Source organism: Pseudomonas sp. NPDC079086, from assembly GCF_044542155.1.
In the GTDB taxonomy this organism is placed as follows: Bacteria; Pseudomonadota; Gammaproteobacteria; order Pseudomonadales; family Pseudomonadaceae; genus Aquipseudomonas.
In genome coordinates this window covers 1476676-1502750 of sequence record NZ_JBITTY010000001.1, presented here as the reverse complement: position 1 = coordinate 1502750, position 26075 = coordinate 1476676, and the positions used below count along the sequence as shown (strand labels likewise).

23 protein-coding genes are annotated in these 26075 nt (G+C 59.7%); 6 read left to right on the top strand and 17 right to left on the bottom strand.

All coding sequences use genetic code 11. The annotated features are described in order from the left end of the window. Positions 1-27: 27 nt before the first annotated feature. Entirely contained in the window at positions 28-954 is a 927-nt protein-coding gene (gene ribF / locus ACIGEK_RS06985) for a bifunctional riboflavin kinase/FAD synthetase (RefSeq protein ID WP_397493095.1), read from the bottom strand. Positions 955-1030: 76 nt separating this feature from the next. Then, positions 1031-2575, bottom strand: coding sequence for a murein biosynthesis integral membrane protein MurJ (gene murJ / locus ACIGEK_RS06980; RefSeq protein WP_397492589.1), 1545 nt, complete (start codon positions 2573-2575; stop codon positions 1031-1033). Between the two features lie 177 nt (positions 2576-2752). Here murJ and rpsT point away from each other — a divergent pair, with 177 nt between their 5' ends. Next, on the top strand, positions 2753-3031 hold the full coding sequence (gene rpsT / locus ACIGEK_RS06975) for a 30S ribosomal protein S20 (protein WP_304866148.1): 279 nt from the start codon (positions 2753-2755) through the stop codon (positions 3029-3031). Between the two features lie 110 nt (positions 3032-3141). On the opposite strand, the gene ACIGEK_RS06970 is transcribed toward rpsT, so the two are convergent. The 5 genes from ACIGEK_RS06970 to rplU form a co-directional block, all read right to left on the bottom strand. Beyond that, positions 3142-3609, bottom strand: coding sequence for a CreA family protein (locus ACIGEK_RS06970; protein ID WP_397492588.1), 468 nt, complete (start codon positions 3607-3609; stop codon positions 3142-3144). A 263-nt stretch (positions 3610-3872) separates the two neighbouring features. Continuing rightward, on the bottom strand, positions 3873-4991 hold the full coding sequence (proB, locus tag ACIGEK_RS06965) for a glutamate 5-kinase (RefSeq protein WP_397492587.1): 1119 nt from the start codon (positions 4989-4991) through the stop codon (positions 3873-3875). A 69-nt stretch (positions 4992-5060) separates the two neighbouring features. After that, positions 5061-6284 (bottom strand): Obg family GTPase CgtA, encoded by a 1224-nt coding sequence (gene cgtA, locus ACIGEK_RS06960; RefSeq protein ID WP_397492586.1) that lies wholly within the window; start codon positions 6282-6284, stop codon positions 5061-5063. 175 nt (positions 6285-6459) lie between these two features. Then, positions 6460-6717: a 50S ribosomal protein L27 gene (gene rpmA, locus ACIGEK_RS06955; RefSeq protein ID WP_085584170.1), complete on the bottom strand. Its 258-nt coding sequence runs from the start codon at positions 6715-6717 to the stop codon at positions 6460-6462. Between the two features lie 39 nt (positions 6718-6756). Then, complete coding sequence (gene rplU / locus ACIGEK_RS06950; protein WP_296127239.1) at positions 6757-7068, bottom strand: 50S ribosomal protein L21; 312 nt, start codon at positions 7066-7068, stop codon at positions 6757-6759. Between the two features lie 259 nt (positions 7069-7327). On the opposite strand from rplU, the gene ACIGEK_RS06945 reads away from it, so the two are divergent. Together ACIGEK_RS06945 and ACIGEK_RS06940 are read left to right on the top strand one after the other, a co-directional pair. Further along, positions 7328-8296, top strand: coding sequence for a polyprenyl synthetase family protein (locus ACIGEK_RS06945; protein ID WP_397492585.1), 969 nt, complete (start codon positions 7328-7330; stop codon positions 8294-8296). Positions 8297-8447: 151 nt separating this feature from the next. Further along, positions 8448-8675, top strand: a complete 228-nt coding sequence (locus ACIGEK_RS06940; protein WP_397492584.1) for a hypothetical protein — start codon at positions 8448-8450, stop codon at positions 8673-8675. A 77-nt stretch (positions 8676-8752) separates the two neighbouring features. Here ACIGEK_RS06940 and ACIGEK_RS06935 read toward each other — a convergent pair whose 3' ends face one another. The 10 genes from ACIGEK_RS06935 to ettA form a co-directional block, all read right to left on the bottom strand. Continuing rightward, positions 8753-9370 carry an FKBP-type peptidyl-prolyl cis-trans isomerase gene (locus ACIGEK_RS06935; protein WP_397492583.1) on the bottom strand — a complete coding sequence of 206 codons (618 nt, stop codon included), beginning with the start codon at positions 9368-9370 and terminating at the stop codon, positions 8753-8755. Positions 9371-9431: 61 nt separating this feature from the next. Continuing rightward, entirely contained in the window at positions 9432-9578 is a 147-nt protein-coding gene (locus ACIGEK_RS06930) for a DUF2256 domain-containing protein (protein WP_397492582.1), read from the bottom strand. Next, positions 9575-11110: a cryptochrome/photolyase family protein gene (locus ACIGEK_RS06925; RefSeq protein ID WP_397492581.1), complete on the bottom strand. Its 1536-nt coding sequence runs from the start codon at positions 11108-11110 to the stop codon at positions 9575-9577. The genes ACIGEK_RS06930 and ACIGEK_RS06925 overlap by 4 nt, the downstream gene beginning before the upstream one ends. Continuing rightward, the gene (locus ACIGEK_RS06920; RefSeq protein ID WP_397492580.1) at positions 11107-12507 is read right to left on the bottom strand and encodes an exonuclease domain-containing protein; all 1401 of its coding nucleotides are present in this window, start codon (positions 12505-12507) and stop codon (positions 11107-11109) included. Before ACIGEK_RS06920 ends, ACIGEK_RS06925 begins: the two co-directional genes overlap by 4 nt. 4 nt (positions 12508-12511) lie before the next feature. Further along, a complete protein-coding gene (locus ACIGEK_RS06915; protein WP_397492579.1) occupies positions 12512-12817 on the bottom strand; it encodes a DUF6482 family protein in 306 nt (101 codons plus the stop codon). 140 nt (positions 12818-12957) lie between these two features. Continuing rightward, positions 12958-13446, bottom strand: coding sequence for a TIGR00645 family protein (locus ACIGEK_RS06910; RefSeq protein WP_397492578.1), 489 nt, complete (start codon positions 13444-13446; stop codon positions 12958-12960). A gap of 202 nt (positions 13447-13648) precedes the next feature. Continuing rightward, complete coding sequence (locus ACIGEK_RS06905) at positions 13649-13990, bottom strand: hypothetical protein (RefSeq protein WP_397492577.1); 342 nt, start codon at positions 13988-13990, stop codon at positions 13649-13651. A gap of 198 nt (positions 13991-14188) precedes the next feature. Beyond that, complete coding sequence (locus ACIGEK_RS06900; RefSeq protein WP_397492576.1) at positions 14189-16651, bottom strand: Lon protease family protein; 2463 nt, start codon at positions 16649-16651, stop codon at positions 14189-14191. 194 nt (positions 16652-16845) lie between these two features. After that, positions 16846-17175 (bottom strand): TraR/DksA family transcriptional regulator, encoded by a 330-nt coding sequence (locus ACIGEK_RS06895; RefSeq protein ID WP_397492575.1) that lies wholly within the window; start codon positions 17173-17175, stop codon positions 16846-16848. A gap of 150 nt (positions 17176-17325) precedes the next feature. Further along, on the bottom strand, positions 17326-18993 hold the full coding sequence (gene ettA, locus ACIGEK_RS06890) for an energy-dependent translational throttle protein EttA (protein ID WP_397492574.1): 1668 nt from the start codon (positions 18991-18993) through the stop codon (positions 17326-17328). A gap of 352 nt (positions 18994-19345) precedes the next feature. On the opposite strand from ettA, the gene ACIGEK_RS06885 reads away from it, so the two are divergent. The 3 genes from ACIGEK_RS06885 to glyA all read left to right on the top strand — a co-directional run bounded on the left by ACIGEK_RS06885 (position 19346) and on the right by glyA (position 26058). Further along, positions 19346-23533 (top strand): EAL domain-containing protein, encoded by a 4188-nt coding sequence (locus ACIGEK_RS06885; protein ID WP_397492573.1) that lies wholly within the window; start codon positions 19346-19348, stop codon positions 23531-23533. A gap of 65 nt (positions 23534-23598) precedes the next feature. Then, on the top strand, positions 23599-24696 hold the full coding sequence (locus ACIGEK_RS06880; RefSeq protein ID WP_397492572.1) for a hypothetical protein: 1098 nt from the start codon (positions 23599-23601) through the stop codon (positions 24694-24696). 108 nt (positions 24697-24804) lie between these two features. Then, on the top strand, positions 24805-26058 hold the full coding sequence (gene glyA, locus ACIGEK_RS06875; RefSeq protein WP_397492571.1) for a serine hydroxymethyltransferase: 1254 nt from the start codon (positions 24805-24807) through the stop codon (positions 26056-26058). The last annotated feature ends 17 nt before the right edge of the window (positions 26059-26075 follow it).

The following is a 26075-nucleotide window of genomic DNA, read 5'->3' as shown; positions in this document are numbered from 1 at the left end:
TCTTCGTAAGCGGTTGGCACTCAGTGCTTAAACGCGCCAATGGGCACGGGCGGCAGCAATATCGGCAGCAATGGCCGTTTTCAATGCCTCAAGTGAGGCGAAACGCTGCTCATCGCGCAGCTTGTGGTGGAAAGCCACCGTCAAACGCCGGCCATATAAATCACCGGCAAAATCCAGCAAATGCACTTCCAGGTGGGCACTGCCGTCACCTGCAACACTGGGCCGCACGCCAATATTGGCGACGCCCGGCCAAGTTTTTCCGTCGATTTCGGTGCTGACCAGATACACGCCCCTGAGCGGCACACGCTTGCGCATGAGCTGCACGTTGGCGGTCGGCGCATTTAACTGACGGCCGAGTTTCTGCCCGTGTAACACCCGCCCGGCGATCTGGAAAGGACGGCCAAGCAGGTGCTGCGCCAAGGCAAAATCACCCGCATCGAGGGCCTCACGCACCCGCGTACTGCTGACACGGATACCATCCAGTTCAACCGTACTGGCGGCCTCTACGCTGAAGCCTTCACGCTCGCCAGCGTCAGCCAGAAAGGCGAAATCACCGGCGCGGTCACAGCCAAAGCGGAAGTCATCTCCCACTTCGAGATGCTGCACACCCAGGCCTTCCACCAGCACACGATGTACAAACTCGGCAGCGCTCAGCTCACGCAAGCGACGGTTGAAGCTCAGACACAGCACGCGATCGACGCCTTCAGCAGCCAGCAATGCAAGCTTGTCGCGCAACCGCGCCAAGCGTGCCGGTGCTGCATCCGGGGCAAAAAACTCACGCGGCTGCGGCTCGAAAATCAACACGCAACTGGGTACACCGAGCTCGGCGGAACGCTCACGCAAACGCGCCAAAATGGCCTGATGACCACGATGGACGCCGTCGAAATTACCGATAGTGGCGACACAGCCCCGATGCTGGGGCCGCAAATTGTGTAGGCCTCGAACCAGCTGCATAACGCGCTTCTTGCTCATAAAGTGGTCGATTATACGCACACCGAGCAGCGGACAACAGGCAGCAAATTAGTAGCCATCAGACTGAACTGCGCCGCGCAAAGTCCCGCAAGCGAAAGCCCAGCAGCGCCAAGACAGCCAAATAAACCAGCATGCCCATCCCAACCAGCCCGCCCAGACGCAGCAAACGCCAGAACATGGCGCCGTCCGCCCAGGCCGGCAGCTGCTGCATGGCCAGTAGTAGCACCGCCACCATCGCCAGCAGCGCCAACAGCAATTTGCCGAGGAACAGCACCCAGCCAGGTTGCGGCTGAAACATCTCGCGTTTGCGCAGCTGCCAGTACAACAGCCCAGCATTCAGACAGGCGGCAAGACCAATGGCCAACGCCAAACCGGCATGCGCCAGGGGAATCACGAAAATAAACAGCACGTTCATTACCTGGGTCGCCAGCAGCGTCACCAGGCCAATGCGCACAGGGGTCTTAATGTTCTGCTGGGCGTAAAAGGCCGGCGCGAGAATTTTCACCAGAATGATGCCGACCAATCCTAGCGAGTAGGAAATCAAGGCGCGCTGGGTCATCAAGGTATCGTCAGCGGTGAATTTGCCATATTGGAACAGCGAGGCAATTAGCGGCTCAGAGATAATCGCCAAGGCCACCGCACTGGGCAGCGCCAACACCAGACACAGACGCAAGCCCCAATCGAGCAGCTTGGAATAGTCCTCGCAACTGGCGCCAGCATGGGTTTTCGACAAGGCTGGCAGGAGAATAGTCCCCAGCGCCACGCCCAGCACGCCAGCAGGCAACTCCATCAAACGGTCGGCGTAATACATCCAAGACACCGAACCTGCGACCAGAAAGGAAGCGAAGATGGTATTGATGATCAGCGAAATCTGGCTGACCGAGACACCGAAGATCGCCGGCCCCATCTGCTTCACCACCCGCCACACACCGGTATCTTTGAGGTTCAGCCGCGGCAGCACCAGCATGCCGATCTTATGCAGATGCGGCAGCTGAAACAGCAGCTGCGCCAAGCCACCCACCAGCACCGCCCAACCCAGCGCCATGACTGGCGGATCGAAATAGGGCGTTAGAAACAGAGCGAAGACAATCATGCTGATATTCAGCAGCGTCGGCACAAAGGCCGGCACCGAGAACCGGTTCCAGGTATTGAGCACCGCCCCTGCCAGCGAGGACAGGGAGATCAGCAAAATATAAGGAAAGGTGACCCGCAACAGATCGGTGGTCAGCTCAAAACGCTCCACCTCATCGGCAAAACCTGGCGCGGAGGCCCAAACAATCCACGGCGCCGCAAGAATGCCGATAAACGTCACCAACGCCAGCACCAGAGTCAGCAGACCGGTGACGTAGGCCAGGAACGTGCGCGTAGCTTCATCGCCCTGCTGGGTTTTATATTCAGCCAGAATCGGCACAAAAGCCTGGGAAAACGCACCCTCGGCAAAAATACGGCGCAGCAGATTGGGCAGCTTGAACGCCACCACAAAGGCGTCCGAAGCCACGCCAGCGCCGAAGGTGCGAGCAATTATGGTGTCGCGCACAAAGCCCAACACACGCGAAAGCATGGTCATGGAGCTGACGGCAGCCAACGACTTGAGCAAATTCATGTAGTATCCCGGCTCCGCAAACAAGCACTGGCGCGCAAAGGCGACGAGTGTAGCGGTCTGCCACTGGTCAGGCCAGCACAGGGAAAAGCCATCAGGCTTGACAGCACTCCCTCATATCGGCATGATTCGCGGCCTTATTTGTTTGTAACCCCCAGAATTTTTTCGAGGAGCTTGACGGTGGCCAATACACCTTCTGCCAAAAAACGCGCAAAACAGGCTGAGAAGCGTCGTAGCCATAACGCCAGCCAGCGCTCGATGGTCCGTACCTACATCAAGAACGTCGTCAAGGCTATCGAAGCCAAAGACGTAGCTCTTGCTACTACTGCTTACACCCTGGCTGTGCCAGTTATCGACCGTATGGCCGATAAAGGCATCATCCACAAGAACAAAGCAGCTCGTCATAAGAGCCGCCTGAATGGTCATATCAAGGCCCTGAGCGAAGCTGCAGCTGCCTAAGCTGTTAGCAATACGCTGATTGTTCTTAAAAAACCGGCTTAACCGCCGGTTTTTTATTGCCCAGAAAATGACAAGCCACAAAAAAGCCCGAATCGCTTCGGGCTTTTTGCTCAGGACTTTTGCGGCCAAGGCAGAATCGGAATGGCCGTTACTGCATTCTGCGGACTGCCCTCAATTACCCGGTCGCTGTAGACCAGATAAACCAGAGTATTGCGCTTCTGATCGAAGAACCTCACCACCTGCATGGTCTTGAACACCAACGAAGTGCGCTCGCGAAATACCTCTTCGCCCTCCTTGAGCTTCTCCAGAAAGCTGATCGGCCCAACCTGGCGACAGGCAATCGACGCCTCAGCGCGATCCTCGGCCAACCCCAGACCGCCCTTGACGCCGCCAGTCTTGGCCCGCGACAGGTAGCAGGTCACGCCCTCAACTTTAGGGTCATCAAACGCCTCGACAACGATTTTGTCGTTCGGCCCCATAAACTTGAAAACCGTCGACACCTCACCAATCTGCTCAGCCGCCGCAAAACCAGGCAGCAGCACTAGCGCACCCAACAATAACCCCTTTACCACTCGCATCAGCCTTCCCTCAAAACCCATTCAAAGCCTCGCGAGCTAGAGCCATGCAAGGCAAAAACAAGCGAGATACGTAGCGTAGCGGAGTAACAGCCGCAGGCTGGCCCGCAGGGTGAGCGTAGCGAATCAAGCAGAGTTTATTGCTGCAAATGCATTACTCGCTTCGCTCGCCCTCCGGGCCGCGCTAAGCGCGTTAGCCGCAAGCGGCTTGCTGAGCCTGCTTTTAACGCAGCAGGGCCAACGCGCAGCAGGCTTTGTACAGGCTTTCAAATCAGGATCAAATTATCCCGATGCACCAGCTCAGGCTCATCAACATACCCCAACAGCTTCTGAATGGCATCCGACGACTGACCGATGATTTTTTGCGCCTCAAGCGCACTGTAATTGGCCAACCCTCGGGCAATTTCGCGGCCATCTGCCGCTACACAAACCACCATCTCACCGCGGCGAAAACTGCCCTGCACGGCTTTTACCCCAACCGGCAGCAAGCTCTTGGTCCCGGTCGCCAAGGCCTTGACCGCACCGTCATCCAGCACCAGGGTGCCGCGCGTTTGCAAATGCCCAGCCAGCCACTGTTTGCGCGCCGCCAGCATGCCGCGCTCAGGCGCAAGCAACGTACCCAGACGCTCACCCGCCTTGAGCCGTGCCAGTACCTGCTCGATAGCACCGCCGACAATCACCGTATGCGCACCGGAACGCGCCGCCAGGCGCGCCGCGCGCAGCTTGGTTTGCATACCGCCACGCCCGAGCGCACCACCCACGCCACCAGCCACCGCATCCAACGCAGGATCATCTGCGCGCGCTTCGTAAATCAATTCAGCACCGGGATTGTGCCGCGGGTCGGCGTTATACATACCGTCGCGATCGGTGAGGATCACCAGCAGATCAGCCTCGACCAGATTAGCCACCAGCGCAGCCAGGGTGTCGTTGTCGCCAAAACGAATTTCGTCGGTGACCACGGTGTCGTTTTCATTGATCACCGGCACCACATCCAGATCCACCAACGTGCGCAGCGTGCTGCGCGCATTCAGGTAGCGCTTGCGGTCAGACAGATCGTCATGGGTCAGCAGGATCTGCGCCGTGCGCCGACCATGCTCGGCAAAGCTCGACTCCCACGCCTGAATCAGCACCATCTGGCCAATCGCCGCGGCTGCCTGCAACTCATGCATCGCACTCGGCCGAGCACTCCAGCCCAGCTTGCTCATGCCCGCAGCCACCGCCCCAGAGGACACCAGCACCAACTCGACACCCTGCTCGCGCAGCGCGACCATCTGCCTGACCCACACAGCCATCGCCGCGCGATCCAGACCACGCCCATCAGCGGTCAGTAGCGCACTGCCAATCTTCACCACCCAGCGCTGCGCGCCGGTTACCTTGTCACGCATGATCTTCCAACCTTAGCCGCGACCTGTGATTACAAAAACGCCGCAATTAAGCGGCGTTTTTGTAGTTGCTTAATCCCGGACGTAAATAATTTCCGGGCCATCATCTTCGTCTTCTTCATCCCAGAAGCTGTCGTCTTCATCGACATCACCGACAGCCTTGACCCCGGAGCGACGCAGCGCACGCTTGTCGTCCAGCGCCTGCAGCTGAGCGCGCGCCTCATCTTCGATGCGCGTATCCAGCTCAGCCAATTCAGCGGCGAACTCTGGGTTCTCCTGAATGCGCTCAGCGCGCGCCTCAAGGAAGTCCATGATGTCATAACAGAGCTTCTCAGTGCCCTGGCGCGCCAAGGCGGAAATCACATAAACCGGTCCAGTCCACTCGATCCGCGCGACGATTTCAGCAATCCGCGCCTCCTGCTCCTCATCGAGAATCTGGTCAGCCTTGTTCAGCACCAGCCAGCGCTCGCGCTCAGCCAGCGACGGACTGAACTTGGTCAGCTCATCAATGATGGTCGCTGCCGACTCGGCCGGATCGGTCAGATCTAGCGGCGCCATATCGACGAGATGCAGCAGCAGACGGGTACGCGACAAATGCTTGAGGAAGCGGATACCCAAGCCAGCACCGTGAGAAGCACCCTCGATCAGCCCCGGAATATCGGCAACCACGAAGTTTTTGTAGCGATCGACACTGACCACACCCAAGTTTGGCACCAGGGTGGTGAAGGGATAGTCGGCGACTTTCGGCTTGGCGGCCGACACCGAGCGGATAAAGGTGCTCTTACCGGCATTCGGCAAACCCAGCAGACCGACATCGGCCAACACCTTCAATTCCAGCTTGAGATCGCGTGCCTCGCCCGGCTTACCCGGAGTGGTCTGTCGCGGTGCACGGTTGGTACTGGACTTGAAACGGGTGTTACCCAGACCGTGCCAACCACCCTGAGCCACCATCAAGCGCTGACCAGAGCGGACCAAGTCGCCAATCACTTCCTGAGTACCAGCATCGATCACCGTGGTACCAATCGGCACCGGCAGGATCAGGTCCTCACCCTTGGCACCGGTACAGTCGGTGCTGCCACCCTTCTCGCCATTCTGCGCCTGGAAACGACGGGTATAGCGGTAGTCCACCAAGGTATTGAAGTTATCGACCGCCTCGATATACACCGAGCCGCCATCACCACCATCACCGCCGTTGGGGCCGCCTTTTTCGATAAACTTTTCACGACGAAAAGCCATCATGCCGTTACCGCCGTCGCCGGCTTTTACAAAAATCGATACTTCATCGACGAATTTCATTTTTACGCCTCCCGCTATCACACGGGTCATCTAAACCGAGAAACACCAGGTTCTTGCAAAATTGACCTGTATTCAAATCGAACGCTTACACCCAGGACAGTTTGGCAAGAACCCCAAGAATACAGAAACAAAAAAGCCCCGTCGCAAGGACGGGGCTTTCCCAGCAGTCGCGCTATTAAGCCGCAACGACGCTCACGTAACGGCGGTTGAACGCGCCTTTTACTTCAAACTTGATCACGCCTTCGATTTTAGCGAAGAGGGTGTGATCTTTACCCATACCAACGCCGTAACCAGCGTGAAACTGGGTGCCGCGCTGACGCACGATGATGTTGCCTGCTTTGATAGCCTGGCCGCCATACATCTTCACGCCAAGGCGTTTGGCTTCTGAGTCGCGACCGTTGCGGGTACTACCGCCAGCTTTTTTGTGTGCCATGAGTTCAATACTCCTATAAAGGGATCAGACCGAAACGAATCAGGCCTGGATACCGGTGATTTTGATCTCGGTGTACCACTGACGGTGGCCCTGGCGCTTCATGTGGTGCTTACGACGACGGAACTTGATGATGGTGACCTTGTCGTGACGGCCTTGAGCGATCACTTCAGCTACAACCTTGGCACCTTCAACAACCGGAGCGCCGATTTTAACGTCGTCGCCATTGCCGATCAGCAGAACACGGTCAAAAGTCACAGCCTCGCCAGTGGCCAGCTCGATTTTTTCGACCTTGAGGAATTCGCCTTCGGTGACTTTGTATTGCTTGCCACCAGTAACAATTACTGCGTACATGGTAAATCTCCGTTAATCCTGCTCACCCAGCGCTTTATAGGAATAAGTGTCGGCTGGCATGGCTGCTTGGGGCCGGAAGGACACCCTTGCAATTGCGTAAGGCAGGGAAATACCCAGGGGGAAGTTCAGGGTGCGCGATTGTACGCAAGCAGCCAGCGTGACGCAAGGCCCTGACAGCTAGAGCCCAAGCCTCTTGCCTTGACAGCCCCTACCCTGCCCCCTAGCATGCCGCGCAACCCATGAGTAGCAGGTGCAAGCGATGCAACCCCAGGCTTTCTATCGCGTGGTGGCGGATGACTTTACCGCCGTCGACGGCATCATCCGCGCCCAACTGGTGTCGCGCGTACCGCTAGTAGAGAAGATCGGCGACTATATTATCTCCGCGGGCGGCAAACGCCTGCGACCGCTGCTGGTATTACTCAGCGGCAAGGCCCTGGGTATTGAAGGCGACAATCTGCGCCTGCTCGCCGCCACCATCGAATTCCTGCATACCGCGACCCTGCTGCACGACGACGTGGTCGACATGTCCGACATGCGCCGCGGCCGCAGCACTGCAAACGCTCAGTGGGGCAATGCTCCCAGCGTTCTGGTCGGCGACTTCCTTTATTCACGCTCATTCGAAATGATGGTCGAACTCGGCTCCATGCCTGTGATGAAGATCCTTTCCAAGGCCACTCGCGTGATCGCCGAAGGCGAAGTACTGCAGCTGTCGAAAATTCGCGACGCCAGTACCAGCGAAGAAACCTATATGGAAGTCATCCGCGGCAAGACTGCAATGCTCTTCGAGGCCTCAACCCATAGCGCTGCCGCACTGGCCGGCGCCAGCGTTGAACAGACTGAAGCGTTACGCACCTTTGGCGACCACCTCGGCGTGGCCTTCCAACTGGTCGATGACCTGCTCGACTACCGCGGCGACGCCACAACTCTTGGCAAGAACGTCGGTGACGACCTGGCCGAAGGCAAACCGACCCTGCCGCTGATCTACACCATGCGTGAAGGCACGCCTGAGCAGGCCGCACTGGTCCGCCAGGCAATTCAGAAAGGCGGCATCGAGGACCTGGAAAGCATCCGCAACGCTGTGGAAGCCGCTGGCGCGCTGGACTACACCGCCCAGCTAGCGCGCGATTATGCTGACCGAGCCATCGCCTGCCTGGATGCGCTGCCCGCTAGCGAATACCGCGACGCGCTGATTGAGCTCAGCCGGTTTGCTGTAGCCCGCACACACTAAGATCGCCCCGACTAAAAGCCCGCCCACATGGCGGGCTTTTTATTGCCTGCAATCCACGGCAATACACCACGCGACGAACGACAGCGATTAATCCTTGCTATAAATATAATAAGAATTATTCTCATCTAACCACTTGAAAGGGAGATGAGTCATGACCTATCTGATCGATGCCTGGCTGGACCGCCCGCAGCCGTATCTACGCATTCTCAATCGCAACACCGGCGAAGTCTGCGCACTGCTTAAGGAAGATGCACTGGATGAGCTGCGTGATCAGGGCGATCTGGATCTGCATGAGCTGAGCTCCAGCGAACCGTTGGTGCTCAAGGAGCTGGTGCGTAATCTGTTTCTTTACTGCTACGCCCGGGCGTTGCGCCCCTGAAACGCATCGCGGGCGTGGCACGCTCCTACAACGTCGTAGGAACGGGCCGCGCCCGCGAAGGTAAAGTGCCTGAGACGTTAGAGAACGTCCAGCAGCTCCACGTCGAACACCAGCACGCTGTGCGGCGGGATGCTGCCCACGCCTTGCTCGCCGTAAGCCAGCTCGCTCGGCACATACAGACGCCACTTGCTGCCGACATTCATCAGTTGCAGCGCTTCGGTCCAGCCAGCGATCACGCCGCCAACTGGAAACTCGGCAGGCTGGCCGCGATCGTAGGAGCTGTCGAACACAGTGCCGTCGATCAGGGTGCCGTGGTAATGCGCACGAATGGTGTCTTCACGGGTCGGCATCGCGCCAGCACCGGTATTCAACACTTCGTACTGCAGGCCAGAAGCCAATACGGTAATGCCATCGCGCTTGGCGTTTTCTGCCAGGAAAGCCAGGCCAGCACCAGCAGCGGCCTCAGCCTTCGCAGCTGCTTCAGCTTGCATTATCTCGCGGATCACCTTGAAGCTGGCAGTCATCTCGGCTTCGCTTACGCGGCTTGGCTGACCGTTAAATGCGTCGGTCAGACCAGCCAGAATGGCGTCCAGACTCACACCCGGCGGCGGGTTGTCGCTCAATTGACCGCCCAGTTGACGGCCGATGCCGTAGCTGACGCGAGTTTCGTCAGTCGAGAGATTGATTTCGGACATAACACTGCTCCGCTAGGGGCTAAAAAAGGTCGGCCAGCCTAGCACAAACCGCTTACCCGCCCTACCCGCCTGCCGCGCCTTGGCGATTACGCCGGCAGCGCTCGGAGCAGTACTTGACCTCATCCCAGCAGCGCGTCCATTTCTTGCGCCATGCGAAAGGCAAACCACACACCTGACAGGTCTTCACCGGCAGCTCAGCCTTTTTCACAGCGCCTCACCGGCATCCAGCCGCGCCAGTAACTGCTCGCCCCGCGCCCACAAGCCCTGCTGCTTGGCGTCACTCATCTTGTCCAAACCGCGATAGATCATGCCCAGCCGATGGTTGCCGGACAGCTGATCGCGGTGGCGCATCAGAAAGTGCCAATACAACGCATTGAACGGGCATGCCCGCTCGCCGACGCTCTCACTGACCTTGTAGGCGCAGTCGCCGCAGTAGTTGGACATCCGCTTGATGTACTGGCCACTGGCGCAATAGGGTTTGGAGCCCAGATAGCCGCCATCGGCGTGCATGACCATGCCCAGGGTGTTGGGCAACTCGACCCAGTCGAAGGCATCCATATACACCGCCAGGTACCAGTCACAGACTTGGCTGGGCTGGATACCGGCCAACAGGGCGAAGTTGCCGGTGACCATCAGTCGCTGGATATGGTGGGCATAGGCGTGCTCCAGAGTCTGACCGATGGCCTGGCTCATGCACTTCATTCGAGTTTTACCGGTCCAGTAGAACTCGGGCAGCGACCGGGTATTGCCGAAACCATTGCGCTCGGCGTACTCGGGCATGTGCAGCCAATAGATGCCGCGCACATATTCACGCCAGCCAATCAACTGACGGATAAAGCCCTCGGCAGCGTTCAGCGGTATCTGGCCGCGCCAATAGGCGGCTTCGACATCCGCACACAGGCGGCGCACATCCAGCAGGCCGATGTTCAGCGCCGCACTGATTCGCGCATGGAATAGAAAGGGTTCGCCGACTGCCATGGCGTCCTGATAGTCGCCAAAGGCCGGCAGAGCGAAATCGAGAAAATGCTGCCACAACGCCTCGGCTTCAGCGTGGGTAACCGGGTAATCGAAGGACGCCAGGCTGCCGTAGTGATGACTGAAGCGCTCAGCCACCAGCGCCAGCACTTCCTGGGTAATGCCATCCGCGGGGAAGCGCGCCGTCATCGGCGCCTTGATCTGCTTGGGCAGCGCCTTGCGGTTTTCTGCATCGAAGTTCCAAGCGCCGCCCACCGGCGTGCCGTCACCATTGATCAACAACCCGGTCTTACGGCGCATCTCACGGTAGAAGTATTCCATGCGCAACTGCTTGCGTCCCTCGGCCCAACGAGCGAATTCGCCACGCCCACAGATAAAGCGGCTATCGGCATGCCAGATGATCGGCAAGCCGCAGCGCTTCAGCTGATCTTCCAGGCGCCACTCACCGCACTCAGTCAGGTGCACCTCGGCAGCCTGCAGCTGCGTCACCCAACGCTGCAACTCGCCAGACAACGAACCGCTGTTCTGAGCATCATCCAGCTTGACGTAATGCACGCGCCAGCCGCGCTCGCGCAGAGCCTCAGCAAAGTGACGCATGGCACTGAAGATCAGCGCGATTTTCTGCGGGTGGTGCGGCACATAATCGGTTTCCGCCGCCACCTCGGCGAGCAGTACGACATCCTGCTGTGGGTCAAGGGCCTGCAGGCTGGGCAGATCGAAAGACAGCTGATCACCCAGCACCAGGACAAGACGGCGAGCACTCATAAAACAACGACCTCGGTGTGCGGAAAACGCCTTAAATGGCTGCGCAGGATGTGATAAGCGTCGAGACTGAATGCCTGAGCAGGTTGCTGGCGAGCCGCGTGAATCAACGCGGGATCATCGACGGTGGCCACGTGTCGCCACTGATCGAGCACATGCCATTGGCACACGCGCTGTTCTAGATCGCGCTCAACCAGGGCAACTGGGCCCGGCCATGGCCATGTGGCAATGCGTAATTGCTCACAGCCCGCGAGCAAGCGGGCATCGTGCATTTCACGCGACTCACGTCCGCAGCATGCCCCCCGACACGCGCCAAGCTGCGTGGCAAAACACGCACCATCGCCGCGCTCCAAGCCCAGCACGCGCAAGCACAATTGGCTGCGGCCGGCCTCACTGCGCAGCCAAGCATGGGCCTGACGCCGTGAGCGAAACAGACCCACACTGCTGACCTCGGCAGCGCTCTGCCCCACAGCTTGCAACTCAGGCCGCAAGCCATCTGCGCCGGCGACAAGCGCCCACGTCAACAGATCACGCTGACGGCGAAGCTGGCGGTTATACAGCGGCAGCAGCCGTTTTACTTCGGCTGACTCCAGCAGCAACGCCCCCAGCTCTCCAGCCGTCGGCTGCACGCGGATATCACGCACCTGTTGGGCCATCTGCAAGCTGCGACGGCTGTGGTGATCATTCTGGAAATGCGACTGCACCCGCTGGCGCAAGTTGCGGCTTTTACCGATATACAGCAGGGCCTGATTCTCGCCGTAGAAGTAGTAAACCCCGGGTCTGGCGGGCAAGGCCTGCAGCCGCTCAGCCGTCAGATAACGCGGCACGGCGGCTTTGCGCAGCTGTCGTCCGATCTGCCGGTTCATTACATCTTGCGGTAACTGCGCCACCAGCTTTAGCAGCAACTGCCAAACAGCCTCGGCGTCTGGCAATGCGCGGTGTTGGAAAAAACGACTGATCGCCTGGCTCGCGCAAAGCACATCAAGGCCATAACAGGGCAAGTCAGGCCAAGCGGCGCGGGCTAACTGCAAGGTGCATAACTGGCGATAGCGCACAGGCTGATCAGCCAAGGCGAAGCCACGACGTAAAAAAGCGTGGGCGACGCGCAGGTTATGCCCCACCACAACTCGCCCTTGTAAGCATCGCGCAAGCTCAGCGGCAATCTCGCTGAACCGCGGCTGGTCGAGCAACTCTGCCAGCAGCACGCCTGATGTGCGCGAGACACTGGCTGGCAAACCACCTGCGGGATTGATTAACCAGCTATGTCGCGCCGTGACTGAGCCACCATCAACTTGCAACACCGCTACTTCCCAGATGCCATCCTTGTCGGGGTGCATACCGGTGATCTGCACATCCACGATGGCAAGCGCACGGGCAAACAGTGAGGCCGCTGCTGTCACATCACTACCACGAGGAATTGAAGGAAATCGGTACCCGCAGGACGTCCTGGGTGCCATCTTGCATGCCGCACATCTCGTCATGCACTACCGCATGCACCAGATGAAAGGGTATGGGCGGCATATCAGTGAGCATATCGCGCGCATGTTCGACCGAGCGCAGGTGCAGGGTTTTACCCTTGCCATCACTGAGCGGATGGGCGCGGCCATCCATTTGCGCCTCAAGCAGATAGATCCCTCCTTCAATGGAGATCAGGTTGAGTGCGTCGATATGCCCGGCATGGGCGTGCAGCGACAGGTCTTGCAGGTTCATGGCGATATCCTCAGGCCAGCAAAGCTATACAAAAAATTATACAAATACAATTTTTGTACAATACAGCAAGAGCGCAAGGCAGAAAGCAAACCGCCCGTCCGTTATGCACGGCCGGGCGGTGGGTCACGCTAACAGTGTGATCAGTGCTTGGTCAGCTTATCCAGGTAGCCCATGGCGAAAGCCGACACCACAAACGCCATATGAATGATCACGTACCACTTGAGGTGAACAGGGTCGATGTTCTGCGCATTCATAAACACCTTGAGCAGGTGAATCGAGGAGATCGCCACGATGGAAGCGGCCACTTTCATCTTCAGCGAACTGGAGTCCATCTTGCCCAACCAACTGAGCTTCTCGGTGCCCTCGGCGATATCCAGTTGCGAGACGAAATTCTCATAACCAGAAATCATTACCATCACCAGCAAACCACCAACCAGGGCCATGTCGATTAGAGACAGCAGCACCAGAATCAGGTCCGCCTCTGCCATAGAAAAGACATTGGGCAGGATATGAAAGACTTCCTGGAAGAACTTCAGTGCCAATGCCAGCAACGCCAGCGACAGGCCAAAGTAGATAGGCGCCAGCAGCCAGCGCGAGGCGTACATAGCGTTTTCGATAAAGCGTTCCATAGGGGCTCACTTAGGGTTCAAGACTGCCGGCGAGTATACCCAGCACCCTCGCCCAGACAACCCTGGAGTGTGGCAATCGATGGCCGCGACGGTTATCCACGGCAACTGTGGATAACCTTGTGGGCAGGCTCAGGATCAATGGCTGCAAGCCAGCGCTCGGCAGGCTTGCAGCCGCCTGGTCAAATTCTCGGCAATTGCCCGCTCAGGTTTCCGGCTGAAACTGGTAATCACCCAGCTGGCGACCACGCTCACCGTTAAGACGGCGCAACTCGGCCTGGATATGCAGGCGCCAGATAGGCACATCGGTAGATTGCTCGTACCCCATACCGTGCAGGTTTTCAGCGATATCCGTGAGGATGCTTTCGGCGGCGAAAGCCCCGTGGAATGGGCCCTGCGCCTTAATAGTGGAAGGCTGCGCACCGGCCATGCCGGCCGCGCAGATCAGCGTCCAGAGGCCATTGTTACCGGCCAGCGGCAACACCACGCATTCGATACGGGTATCCAGACCCAGACAGTGGCGAGTGAGATTGAGGCTGCGCGACATGGCGACGACCCTCTCGGGAGCAGGTCTTCAGCCTACACCCGAGCAAGCGTCGCTGGGAAGCCAACAGTTACCCCCGCTTGCTGTGGATAACTGTGTGGATGGAATGAGGAAAAGCCGGCCTGAGCCAGGCGCACGGGCCGACTGCGCAATTCGCTCAGTGACTGACCAGCCACCGAGCGAATTGTCGCAGCCGGGCGGTCATTCAGCAGCGGGCTTTTTCGCCCGCGGCTTCTTCTCCTTGACCGCAGCAGCCGGTTCTTCCTTCTTCGGCTCCTCCTTGTCGTCCACTTCCATGCCCATGGCGGCGATATCGCGCAGGCGCTCAACCACCCGTGCATTGACGCTGCCCGCCGGGAATTGCCCCTGCTCATTGGGCGAACCGGCATCTGCACCGACCAACAAGCTCAGCGCCTCGTCGACCTGGCGCACGGCATAGATATGGAACTGCCCAGCACGCACCGCCTGCAGCACGCGCTCGTCGAGCATCAGGGTGGTGACATTGGAGTGCGGAATGATCGCACCCTGCTCGCCCGTCAGACCGCGCGCTTCGCACAGGCGGAAGAAGCCTTCGATCTTCTCGTTGACCCCACCGACCGCCTGCACCTCACCGAACTGGTTGATCGAGCCGGTAATGGCGAAGCACTGCTTGAGCGGCGTGCGCGACAGCGCCGAAATCAGCGTGCACACCTCGCCAAGCGAAGCGCTGTCGCCGTCGACATAGCCATAGGACTGTTCCAGGGCGATGCTCGCGGAGATTTCCAGAGGGAATTCCTGGGCATAGCGGCTACCCAGATAGCCAGTCAGAATCATCACACCCTTGGAGTGGATCGGCTGGCCGAGGTTGACCTCACGCTCGATGTCGACGATGCCGCTGCCACCGGGATAGACCGTGGCAGAAATCCGCGCCGGCACACCGAAGGCCGAATCACCGACTTCCAGCACGGTCAGACCGTTGCACTTGCCGACCGCCGCGCCGGCGGTGTCGATCAGGATAATCCCGGCCAGCATGTCGTCGATGATCCGTGCCGAGACGCGGCCGGTACGAGTGGCCTTGGCCTTGAGTGCGCGCTCGATATGCCCGGCGTCGGTCACTTCATCACCTGCCAGGCTACGGATAAAGTCGGCTTCACTGACCAGCTGGAACAGATCGCCGATACGCGCCGACAAACGCCCCTGGTGCTCGGCCAACCGCGCGCTGTAGGTCGCCACCCGCGCCACAGCAGCAGCGCTCAGCGGCGCCATACCCTCTTCCGAAGTGCGGGTTTTCATCAGCTGGGCGAACTGCTCCAGGCTGTCATCGGCCAGCGGGATGTCTTCGTCAAAATCGACCAGGACGCGGAACATCTCCTGGAAGTCCGGATCAAGGTCCTGCAGCGTGTAATACAGCTGACGCGAGCCGATGATCACCACCTTGAGGTGCAGCGGAATCATTTGCGGGGTCAGGGTCACAGTGGCGATACGGCCGAGGTCACCGAGCGGCGACTCCATCTTCAGCTGACGCGATTGCAGGGCGCGCTTGAGTGCATCCCAGACAAACGGCTCGCCGAGCATCTTTTCTGCTTCAAGAATCAGAAAGCCGCCGTTGGCGCGGTGCAACGCACCAGGACGCAGCTGGCGGTAGCTGGTGTAGAGCGCGCCCTGATCGGTGTTGTATTCGATGCGGCCGAACAGGTTGTCGTAAGTCGGGTGCGGCTCAAACACCACCGGCGCGCCGCCCTGAGCGTGATGGCCGACTACTAAGCTTGGACAGTACTGCTCTTCGAGCAGTTTGCGGGTCTGAGCATCAATCTTGTCGACCTCGACCAGCTGCTCAACCACAGTTTTCAGCAGATTGACCTGTACCGCCTGCAGGTAGGCGCAGACGCCGGCATTCTCGGCGTACTTCTCCGACAGCGGCGCAAGCAACGGTTGCAGGGCAATGGTGATGGTTTCTTCATTGAGCTGACGCAGCAGGTTGCTCGACTCACGCTTCCACTGCGGCAGGCTGGCCAGCTCCTCGTTGAGGCGCTCTTCCAGAGTGGCGATATCGGCGTGGAAGCGCTCGCGATCGGCTTCCGGTAACTGAGCAAATTCGGCCTCATCCAGCGCCTTGCCTTCAAGCATCGGGGTAAAGGCGATATTGCTGCTGTCGCGATACAGAGCGACGTTCTTTTCCAGCGACAGACGCTCGATCACATCCAGCGCCTGGTCGTAGCGCTTATTAAAGGCGCGGTCGATGGCGTTCTTCTTTTGCTGGAACGAGGGGTGCTCGAACACCGCCGGGAAGGTCGCCAGCAGGTTGTCGATCAGGCCATTGATATCGGCAAGAAACTCACCGGCAGTGCCAGACGGCAGCTCCAGCGCGCGCGGCTCGCGCGGCTCATCGAAATGGTTGACGTACACCCGGTCAGCCGGGGTTTCCAGGCGCTTGGCTTCAGCCTTGAGGTAGCGTTTGACGAAGGAGAAACGACCGGTGCCGGGTTCGCCCATGACAAACACGTTGTAACCAGGACGCGGCATCGCCACGCCGAACTGCAACGCCTCGACGGCGCGCTCCTGACCCAATACGCCACGGAAGGGCTCCAGGTCTTCGGTATTGGTGAAATTGAACTGCTCAGGTGAAAAGGGACGGGTAAGTGCTTCAGGTGCCAACCGCAAATGGGCTGCGACGGAGTCTGGCATTGGAAATCCTTGGACGGGGGCCTGGGGAAATCATGGCTGCATCGGTCCTCATCCACAAGCGCTATGCTCGATCCAATGTGCGCGTACGGCTGCCTGTTTCGTGCAATGCAGGCCAAATCTCAAAGAGTGATGCATCGGCTGCGCGAGAACGATGCCAGACAGTAGGCGCACTTAATCCTGATGGGCGTATCGCATCAATCGGATTCAGCCTGATCGGCACAAGCCAGGCAGCACTGCGCTGTTGGCATTGCCTGCAAACGGGTTGGGCTGATGGCCTCACCACAATGCAGACACGCGCCGTATCGCCCCTCGGCCAGACGCAACTTGGCCAGGCCGACTTGACGCAAGCCGGCTTCGGCCTCGGCAAGTAGCGCCTCAAGCACTTCATCGTTCTGCCGTTGCTGCGCCTGCTCGGCAAAATCCGCCGAGTGGCTACGCGCCAGATCCTGGCGAATGGCATTAGCGCGAGCGCTGTATTCGTTCAATAACGTATAGAGGGCGATATGGGGGTCAAACGCGGTCATGCTGGCAGTCCTCAAGGGTACTGACTTGAGTGTGGCCCTGCCCTGCTGGAGGTGCACTGTCGCAGGTCAGTGCTTTGTAACTTTTGCTAACGGCGGAGGGGCACAAACAGAAACGGAGCCTTGCGGCTCCGTTCTGTTGAACAGCGTGGCTTACTGCGCCAGCTTCTTGTAACGCACGCGGTGCGGCTGTGCAGCAGCATCACCCAGGCGCTTCTTACGGTCAGCTTCGTACTCGGTGTAGTTGCCTTCGAAGAACTCGATATGCGAGTCATCTTCGTACGCCAGGATGTGGGTCGCCACGCGATCGAGGAACCAGCGATCGTGAGAGATCACAATTGCAGCGCCTGGGAAGTCGAGCAGCGCCTCTTCCAGCGAGCGCAGGGTTTCCACGTCGAGGTCGTTGGACGGTTCGTCGAGCAGCAGCACGTTGGCGCCCTCTTTCAGGGTCAGCGCCAGGTGCAAACGACCGCGCTCACCACCGGAGAGGTCCTTGACGAACTTCTGCTGGTCGCCGCCCTTGAAGTTGAAGCGACCGACATAGGTACGCGACGGGACTTCATAGTTGCCGATCTTGATCATGTCGGAGCCATCGGAAACGGCCTCCCACACGCTCTTGCTGCCATCGAGGTCATCGCGGCTCTGATCAACACAGGCCATCTGCACGGTGTCACCGATCTCGATGCTGCCCGAATCCGGTTGTTCCTTGCCCATCAGCATACGGAACAGGGTCGACTTACCGGCACCGTTACCGCCGATCACGCCGACGATGGCGCCCTTAGGCATGCTGAACGACAGGTTGTCGATCAACGCGCGGTCGCCGTAGCCCTTGCTGACGTTGACGAAGTCGATGACCTTGTCGCCTAGGCGCGGGCCAACCGGGATGTAGATTTCATTGGTTTCGCTGCGCTTCTGGAATTCCTGCGACTGCATTTCTTCGAAGCGTTGCAAACGCGCCTTGGACTTCGACTGGCGGGCTTTGGCGCCTTTGCGCACCCACTCCAGCTCTTCCTTCATGGCTTTTTCGTGAGCCGACTGCTGCTTGGACTCCTGGGCCAGACGATTCGACTTGGCTTCCAACCAACCGGAATAGTTGCCCTCGTACGGAATACCGGCGCCGCGGTCGAGTTCGAGAATCCAGCCCGCAACGTTATCCAGGAAGTAACGGTCGTGGGTAATCGCGACCACAGTGCCCGGGAAGTCGTGGAGGAAATGCTCCAGCCAGGCTACCGAATCGGCGTCCAGGTGGTTGGTTGGTTCGTCGAGCAGCAGCATATCGGGGGCCGACAGCAGCAGGCGGCACAGGGCCACTCGGCGCTTCTCACCGCCGGAGAGCACGGCAACCTTGGCGTCCCAGGCGGGCAGGCGCAGCGCGTCGGCGGCGACTTCCAGCTGACGCTCGAGGTTGTGACCGTCGCTGGTTTGCAGAATGGCTTCCAGCTTGGCCTGCTCGGCGGCCAGCTTGTCGAAGTCGGCATCCGGCTCAGCGTACGCGGCATAGACCTGATCCAGACGCGCCTGGGCGTCCTTGATATGGCTGACGGCCTCTTCCACTACTTCGCGCACGGTCTTGCTCGGGTCGAGCTGTGGTTCCTGTGGCAGGTAACCGATATTCAGCTCTGGCATCGGCCGCGCTTCGCCATTGAACTCGGTATCGACGCCGGCCATGATCTTCAGCAGGGTGGATTTACCCGAGCCGTTAAGGCCGAGTACGCCGATCTTCGCGCCTGGGAAGAACGACAGGGAGATGTTTTTCAGGATTTCCCGCTTCGGCGGTACGACTTTGCCGAGCCGATGCATGGTGTAAACGTATTGAGCCATGATGACCTTGATTCTGGGTTGAAACGAAAAAGAAGCCGCCAACTGATGCGTGTAGCCTGAAGCCACACGGCGGGGACGGAGCCGCCAGGCGATGCCTGCGCTGCGTCGCTTGCACAGTCACGCGCGCGTGCGGCAAAGCTACCGGAATGCGCCGGACAGGGCAAACGACGCTCGTCGGCGGCGCTGGCACTTTGCCACGGTTATGGCATTCTAGCCGCCCCCTGCCTGCCGGCCGTACCGCGCACCCGCCAGGGACCAGCCCATCGCCGCCCAGCCGCCAGGATGTAAGTCTTTGCCAACAGTCACGCCCCCAACCACACCGCGTACACCCGGCGCTCCGCCGGCTGAGACGATGCGTGGGCCGACGCGTGGCGCACTGGTGGTGCTGGTGCTGAGCATGCTGGTGTTGCTGCTCTGGCAACTGCGCCAGGAATCCCAGCAACTGCTCGACAACCAGCGCCAACTTGGCCTGGCCTACAGCTCGCAACTGGCCAACCACCTCAGCTTGAACATGGAGCTCAAGGCCAGCGCCGGCCAGGCCCTGCTGCAACCCCATGTGCTGCCGCCAAGCAACCCGGATGAGCTGGAAGAACTGCTGCACACCCTGCGCGGCGTATTCCCGACCCTGCGCAGCCTGGCCTGGCTGAACGGCCAAGGCCGGATCATCGCCGACAGCCATGCGCCCACCGAAGATGCGCTGTACCTGGCCGAGCTGCTACAGCGCGGCGGCGGCGAAAGCTTCTTCTATACCTTCAGTGCTAACGACAACGGCCGCATCTACCTGCTGCTGAGGCATAACCCTGACAGCGCGGCCAGCGGCTACTGGGTGTTACGCCTGACCAATCAGGCGCTGACCAGCTGGCTGCATGAGCATCATCAAAGCTCGCACCATTGGCTACTGGAAGACCGCAATGCGCAACGGGTGATTGCTAGCAACACGACCCAAGGCGCCAACAGCTCATCGGTGGCGCCGCCGGTCACCGCAGAAAACCTCGACCAGAGCATGCTGAAAACCCCGCTCAAGGGCAGTGACTGGCAGCTGCGCGCGCTGTTCAACGAGCGCAAGGTACGCGCCCAGCAACTGCCGCAACTGGCCAGCAAACTGCTGCTGTTTATCCTCTGCGCCACCCTGACGCTAGTTGCGCTGTACCGCCTGCTGAATGAACAACGCAGCCTGCATGCATTGAACACCGCCTCACGGCGTTCGCTGCAGCAGGCAGCAAGCGTGTTGGGCGCCATTGAAGAGCGCGTGCTGGTCACCGACAGCAACGGCCAGCTGCAATACCTCAACCCGCAGGCCGAGGCGATGTTCGGCCTGAGCAACAGCGAGGCGCGCAACTGGCACCTGCTCAAATTACTGCCGCGCCTCGACCCACTGCTGCTGCACGACACCGCCCTGCACAACGACCTCGGCCCGGATCTGGTGGAAATTCAGCAGAACGGCGTCGCCCACCTCTACGACATCAGCCGTAGCGACTTGAGCGAAGACCAGAAGCGCACCGGTTTTGTCTGGGTACTGCGCGATGTCACCGAAGAACAGCACGCCTCCCACGTGCTGCAGGAAACCCGCCGGCGCTACCAGGACATCTTCGACGGCACCGGCACCGCCCTGTGCGTGCTCGACCTGGCCGAGCTGCAGCGCTACCTGCAACAGCAGCAACTGCGCGACATGACCAGCCTGCAACGCTGGCTGGACGCCGACCCGCAGCACCACAGCGAGCTCTGCCAGCGCCTGCGCCTGACCGAAACCAATCAGGTGGCTTTGCAACTGCTCGGTGTCGACTCCAATCAGCAAGCCTGGCAACACCTGTTCAATAGCGGCCCGCTGCGCGCGGATGGCTTCCGCATGCAACTGATCAGCGCCCTGCTCAGTGGCAGCGGCCAGCTGGAAATGGAGCGCCAGATCACGACCCCGCAAGGCCACGATCGCCATCTATGGCTATTGCTGCGCCTGCCGGAGAGCAGCGATGACCTGCACGCAGTGACCCTGAGCATCAGCGACATCACCAATCGCAAGCGCATCGAAACCTCGCTGATTGAGCGCGAGCGTTTCTGGTCCGATGTGGTCAGCGCAGTCCCCGACACTATCTATGTGCACGACATCGCCGGCAAACGGGTGATGTACAGCAACAACCACCTCGGCCCGCAGCTGGGTTACAGCAAGGCGGAAGTGCATCAGCTCGGCGAGCGACTGTGGGAAAAAATTCTGCATCCCGACGATGTCGAGCTGTACCAGCGCATGCGCAATATCCAGCAGGTGCAAGGCAATGGCCTGCTGATGCAGTTCGAGCTGCGTTGGCGACACCGCGATGGCAGCTGGCACTGGTTCGACATCCGCGAGCAGGCCCTGGCGCGCGACGCCAAGGGCCGGGTTAGCCGGCTAATCGGTGTGGCCAAGGACATCACCGAGCAAATCACCCACAGCGAATCCCTGCGCACCAGCGAGCAGCGCTATCGCCTGTTGGCGGAAAGCATCAGCGACGTGATTTTCTCCACCGATGCCCAGCTGCAGCTCAACTACGTCAGCCCGTCGGTAATGCCGGTGCTCGGCTATGACAGCGAGTGGGCGCTGACCAACGGCTTCCACAGCCTGGCTACCAACCCACGTCAGCTGAGCGGCTTCTACGCCCTGCTCGAGCGTGTGCGCAACGCTTTGGGCGACCCACAACGACTGGCCGAACTGCGCGCCGAGTTTCTGCCACAGCTGTTCGTCTTCGATGCACTGCGCGCCGATGGCCAGAAGATTCCGGTGGAGCTGCGCCTGGTGCCAATGTGGGATGACAGTGGGCGCTTCGAAGGCCTGCTTGGCGTCGGTCGCGACATCAGCCTGCAGCGCCGCGCGGAGAAAGATCTGCGCATGGCCGCCACGGTATTCGAACACTCCACGGCGGCGATTCTGGTGACTGATCCGGCCGGCTATATCGTTCAGGTTAACAATGCCTTCAGCCGGGTCAGCGGCTACAGCTCGAAGCAGATTCTCGACCAGCTGCCGAGCATGCTCACCGCCGACACCCAGCAAGCCAGCCACCTGGCCTATGTAATCAAACAGCTCAACCAGCAGGGCAGCTGGGAGGGCGAGGTATGGCTCAAGCGCAGAAGCGGCGAGAAATTCCCGGCGTGGGTCGGCATCACAGCGGTCAGGGACGATGAAGGAGATCTGGTCAGCTACGTGTGTTTCTTCAGCGACATCAGCGAGCGCAAGGCCAGCGAGCAGCGCATCCACCGCCTGGCCTACTACGACGCCCTGACGCAGTTGCCCAACCGCACACTGTTCCAGGACCGCCTGCACAGCGCGCTGCAGCATGGCGAACGGCACCAGGAGTGGGTGGTGTTGATGTTCCTCGACCTCGACCGTTTCAAGCCGATCAACGACTCCCTCGGCCACGCGGCGGGCGATCGCATGCTCAAGGAAGTCGCGGTACGCCTGTGTGCCTGCGTTGATGGTGACGACACCGTGGCACGCATGGGCGGTGACGAATTCACCCTGCTGCTGCAATCCCAGGCCCAGCGCGAAGGCGCGCTGACCCGTGCAATTCACGTCGGCGAGCAGATTCTCGCCAGCCTGGCGCAGCCGTTTATCCTCGAAGGCCGCGAGTTTTTCGTCACCGCGAGTATCGGCATCGCCCTCAGCCCGCAGGACGGCAACGAACTGAGCCAGCTGATGAAGAACGCCGACACGGCGATGTACCACGCCAAGGAACGCGGCAAAAACAACTTCCAGTTCTACCAGGCCGACATGAACGCCAGCGCCCTGCAGCGCCTGGAGCTGGAGAGCGACCTGCGCCACGCCCTTGAACAGGGTGAGTTCAAGCTGTATTACCAGCCGCAGTTCTCCGGCGACGGCAAGCGCCTGACCGGTACTGAAGCACTGCTGCGCTGGCAGCATCCACAGCGCGGCCTGGTGCCGCCGAGTGATTTTATTCCGGTACTCGAAGAGCTCGGCCTGGTGGTGCAGGTTGGCGACTGGGTGCTGCGCGAATCCTGCCGGCAGCTGGCCGAATGGCATGAGGCCAAGATTCGCGTACCGAAGATTTCGGTCAATCTCTCGGCCCGCCAATTTGCCGAAGGCGACCTGCACCAGCGTATCGCGCAGATACTTGAGCAGAGCGGTGTTCCCGCAGCCTGCCTGGAGCTGGAGCTGACTGAAAGCATCCTGATGGAAGATGTGGCCAACGCCATGCAGACCCTCAGCAGCCTGAAGCAGCTTGGCGTGTTTATCGCCATCGACGACTTCGGCACCGGCTACAGCTCGCTGAACTACCTCAAGCAGTTCCCCATCGATGTGCTGAAGATCGACCGCAGTTTTGTCGACGGTCTGCCCCACGGCGAACAGGACGGCCAGATTGCCCGGGCGATCATCGCCATGGCCCACAGCCTGAACCTCACGGTAATCGCCGAGGGCGTAGAAACCCTGGCCCAGCTGGATTTCCTGCGCGGCCACGACTGCGACGAAGTGCAGGGCTTCCTGCTCGGCAGGCCAATGCCGGCCCACCAGTTCACCGCGCTGTTTACCGGCACCGCCCTGTTTATGCTCGGCTAACCCCGCTACCTAGTCCAGACAGACATCTATATCCTCTGGCACACAAGTCTCAAGGAAGAACTTAGGTGCCCCAGAACGACCTGTGCGAAGCCGACTTCGCCGCCCTCTCTGCCAACTATCCGGAGCTTTACCCAGCACGCTTCAAGAAAGCGCAGCGTATTCGCGCACATGTTGCGCTGAAGATAGAGTATCAACTGATGGTTAGTCGCCGTATCAGCGACACCGATGCGAATGCCCCCTTAGAGATTCGTCGATGGAAGCGCGCCATCATTCATGATGGCTACTCCGCTTTGGACGGCGTACGACTGCATGTGCCAAAGCGTCTCCAAGCGCTGCTCAGCCTCTCTCATCACATTCATCTCGACTGTTTGATATGGGGCAACGAAGCCTGGTTATTGGCCTTCGAAAGCCATCACGTGGCCGGGTTACAGCATGACCTACTTGCCGAGTGGCACGCACTGACAGCGATGCAACCGGTGCGCCGGCTCAGCGCTCAGGAGGAGCGAATCTATGCCCCCTTTGCCGAACCTCTTGAAGAACATGACCAGTCAAACTGGTTGATCGCGGCCACCGCGATAATGTGCGGAGGCATGCTGATCCTGTCCTATCTCGATATTTCATTTATGGGCTTGCTGCCACTCGTTCTGGGACTGTCCATTATTCTCTGGCAACTACGATTGGAGCTATTCCCCCCCAAGCGCTCAGGCAAGCTGCTTCGCATTGAGCGCCCGCTGGAACAAATCAGCTTACGCAACGAAACGCCAATCCATTGGTACCGCTGCGGCGAGCTGTTGATTAAACAGGACTACGATGTGCTCGAACCAGAAGCGGGTTATGGTGGCTTGATCTATGTGGACACAAGCCCAGGGCACTTGCAGATAAAGCTCGCACGTATTGATCAACGGCTGATGGCCTGGCGCTGCCGCGATAGCTTTCTCGCCTGGCTACATGCGACCTTGGAGCCCTGGCTAATCGCGCTGCCGCTGATATTGCTGGTGTTAATTTCCTTGGCGCAGTTGCTATTGGTGGCCACAGAAAGCTTTGACCCATGGCTCCTGGGATACAGCCTGGTCGGGGCGGGAACCCTCATGACCGGCTGGCATCGCTGGAGCAATGAGGCGAAGCGCAGCCTCATTGCCTGTTTCGACACGGCCACTGGATGAGCCCCGCTTGTCCGTCAGATGACCACGCTTCATATGCCTGTTTAGTGCGGATGAGGTAGAATTCGCCCCCTCTTTCTACCGCCCAGCTGATTTTCTCAGGGGAATGCTATGTTCAGCCGTGATTTGACTATCGCCCGTTATGACGCCGAATTGTTTGCTGCGATGGAGCAAGAAGCCCAGCGCCAGGAACATCACATCGAGCTGATCGCCTCGGAGAACTACACCAGCCCAGCGGTGATGGAAGCCCAAGGCTCGGTACTGACCAACAAGTACGCCGAAGGCTACCCAGGCAAGCGTTACTACGGCGGTTGCGAATACGTCGACATCGTCGAGCAGCTGGCCATCGATCGCGCCAAGGAGCTGTTCGGCGCCGACTACGCCAACGTCCAGCCGCACTCCGGCTCGCAAGCCAACAGCGCCGTGTACTTGGCCCTGCTGGAAACCGGTGACACCGTACTGGGCATGAGCCTGGCCCATGGCGGCCACCTGACCCACGGCGCCAGCGTCAGCTTCTCCGGCAAGATGTACAATGCCGTGCAGTACGGCATCACCGATGCCGGCCTGATCGACTACGACGAAGTTGAGCGCCTGGCCGTTGAACACAAGCCGAAGATGATCATCGCCGGCTTCAGCGCCTACTCGCAGGTTCTGGACTTCCCACGCTTCCGCGCCATCGCCGATAAAGTTGGCGCGTACCTGTTCGTCGACATGGCTCACGTAGCCGGCTTGGTTGCTGCTGGGGTATACCCGAACCCAGTGCCGTTCGCCGACGTGGTCACCACCACCACCCATAAAACCCTGCGCGGCCCGCGCGGTGGCCTGATCCTCGCTCGCGCCAACGAAGCGCTGGAGAAGAAATTCAACTCCGCGGTATTCCCAGGCGGCCAAGGTGGCCCGCTGGAGCACGTAATCGCTGCCAAGGCCGTGTGCTTCAAGGAAGCCCTGCAACCTGAGTTCAAGGCCTACCAGCAGCAAGTGATCAAGAACGCTCAGGCCATGGCCAGCGTGTTTATTGAGAACGGCTACGACGTAGTTTCTGGCGGTACCGAGAACCACCTGTTCCTGCTCTCGCTGATCAAGCAAGACATCACTGGTAAAGATGCTGACGCCGCCCTGGGTCGCGCTTTTATCACCGTGAACAAGAACAGCGTACCGAACGACCCACGTTCGCCATTCGTCACCTCCGGCCTGCGTATCGGCACCCCAGCCGTAACCACTCGCGGCTTCAAGGAAGACGAGTGCCGCGCACTGGCTGGCTGGATCTGTGAGATCCTCGCCAACCTGGGCGACGATGCGGTTGAAGCGCGCATCCGTGAACAAGTCAAAGTGGTTTGCGCCAAGTTCCCGGTTTACGGCAACTGAGTATCTGACCTGCTGCT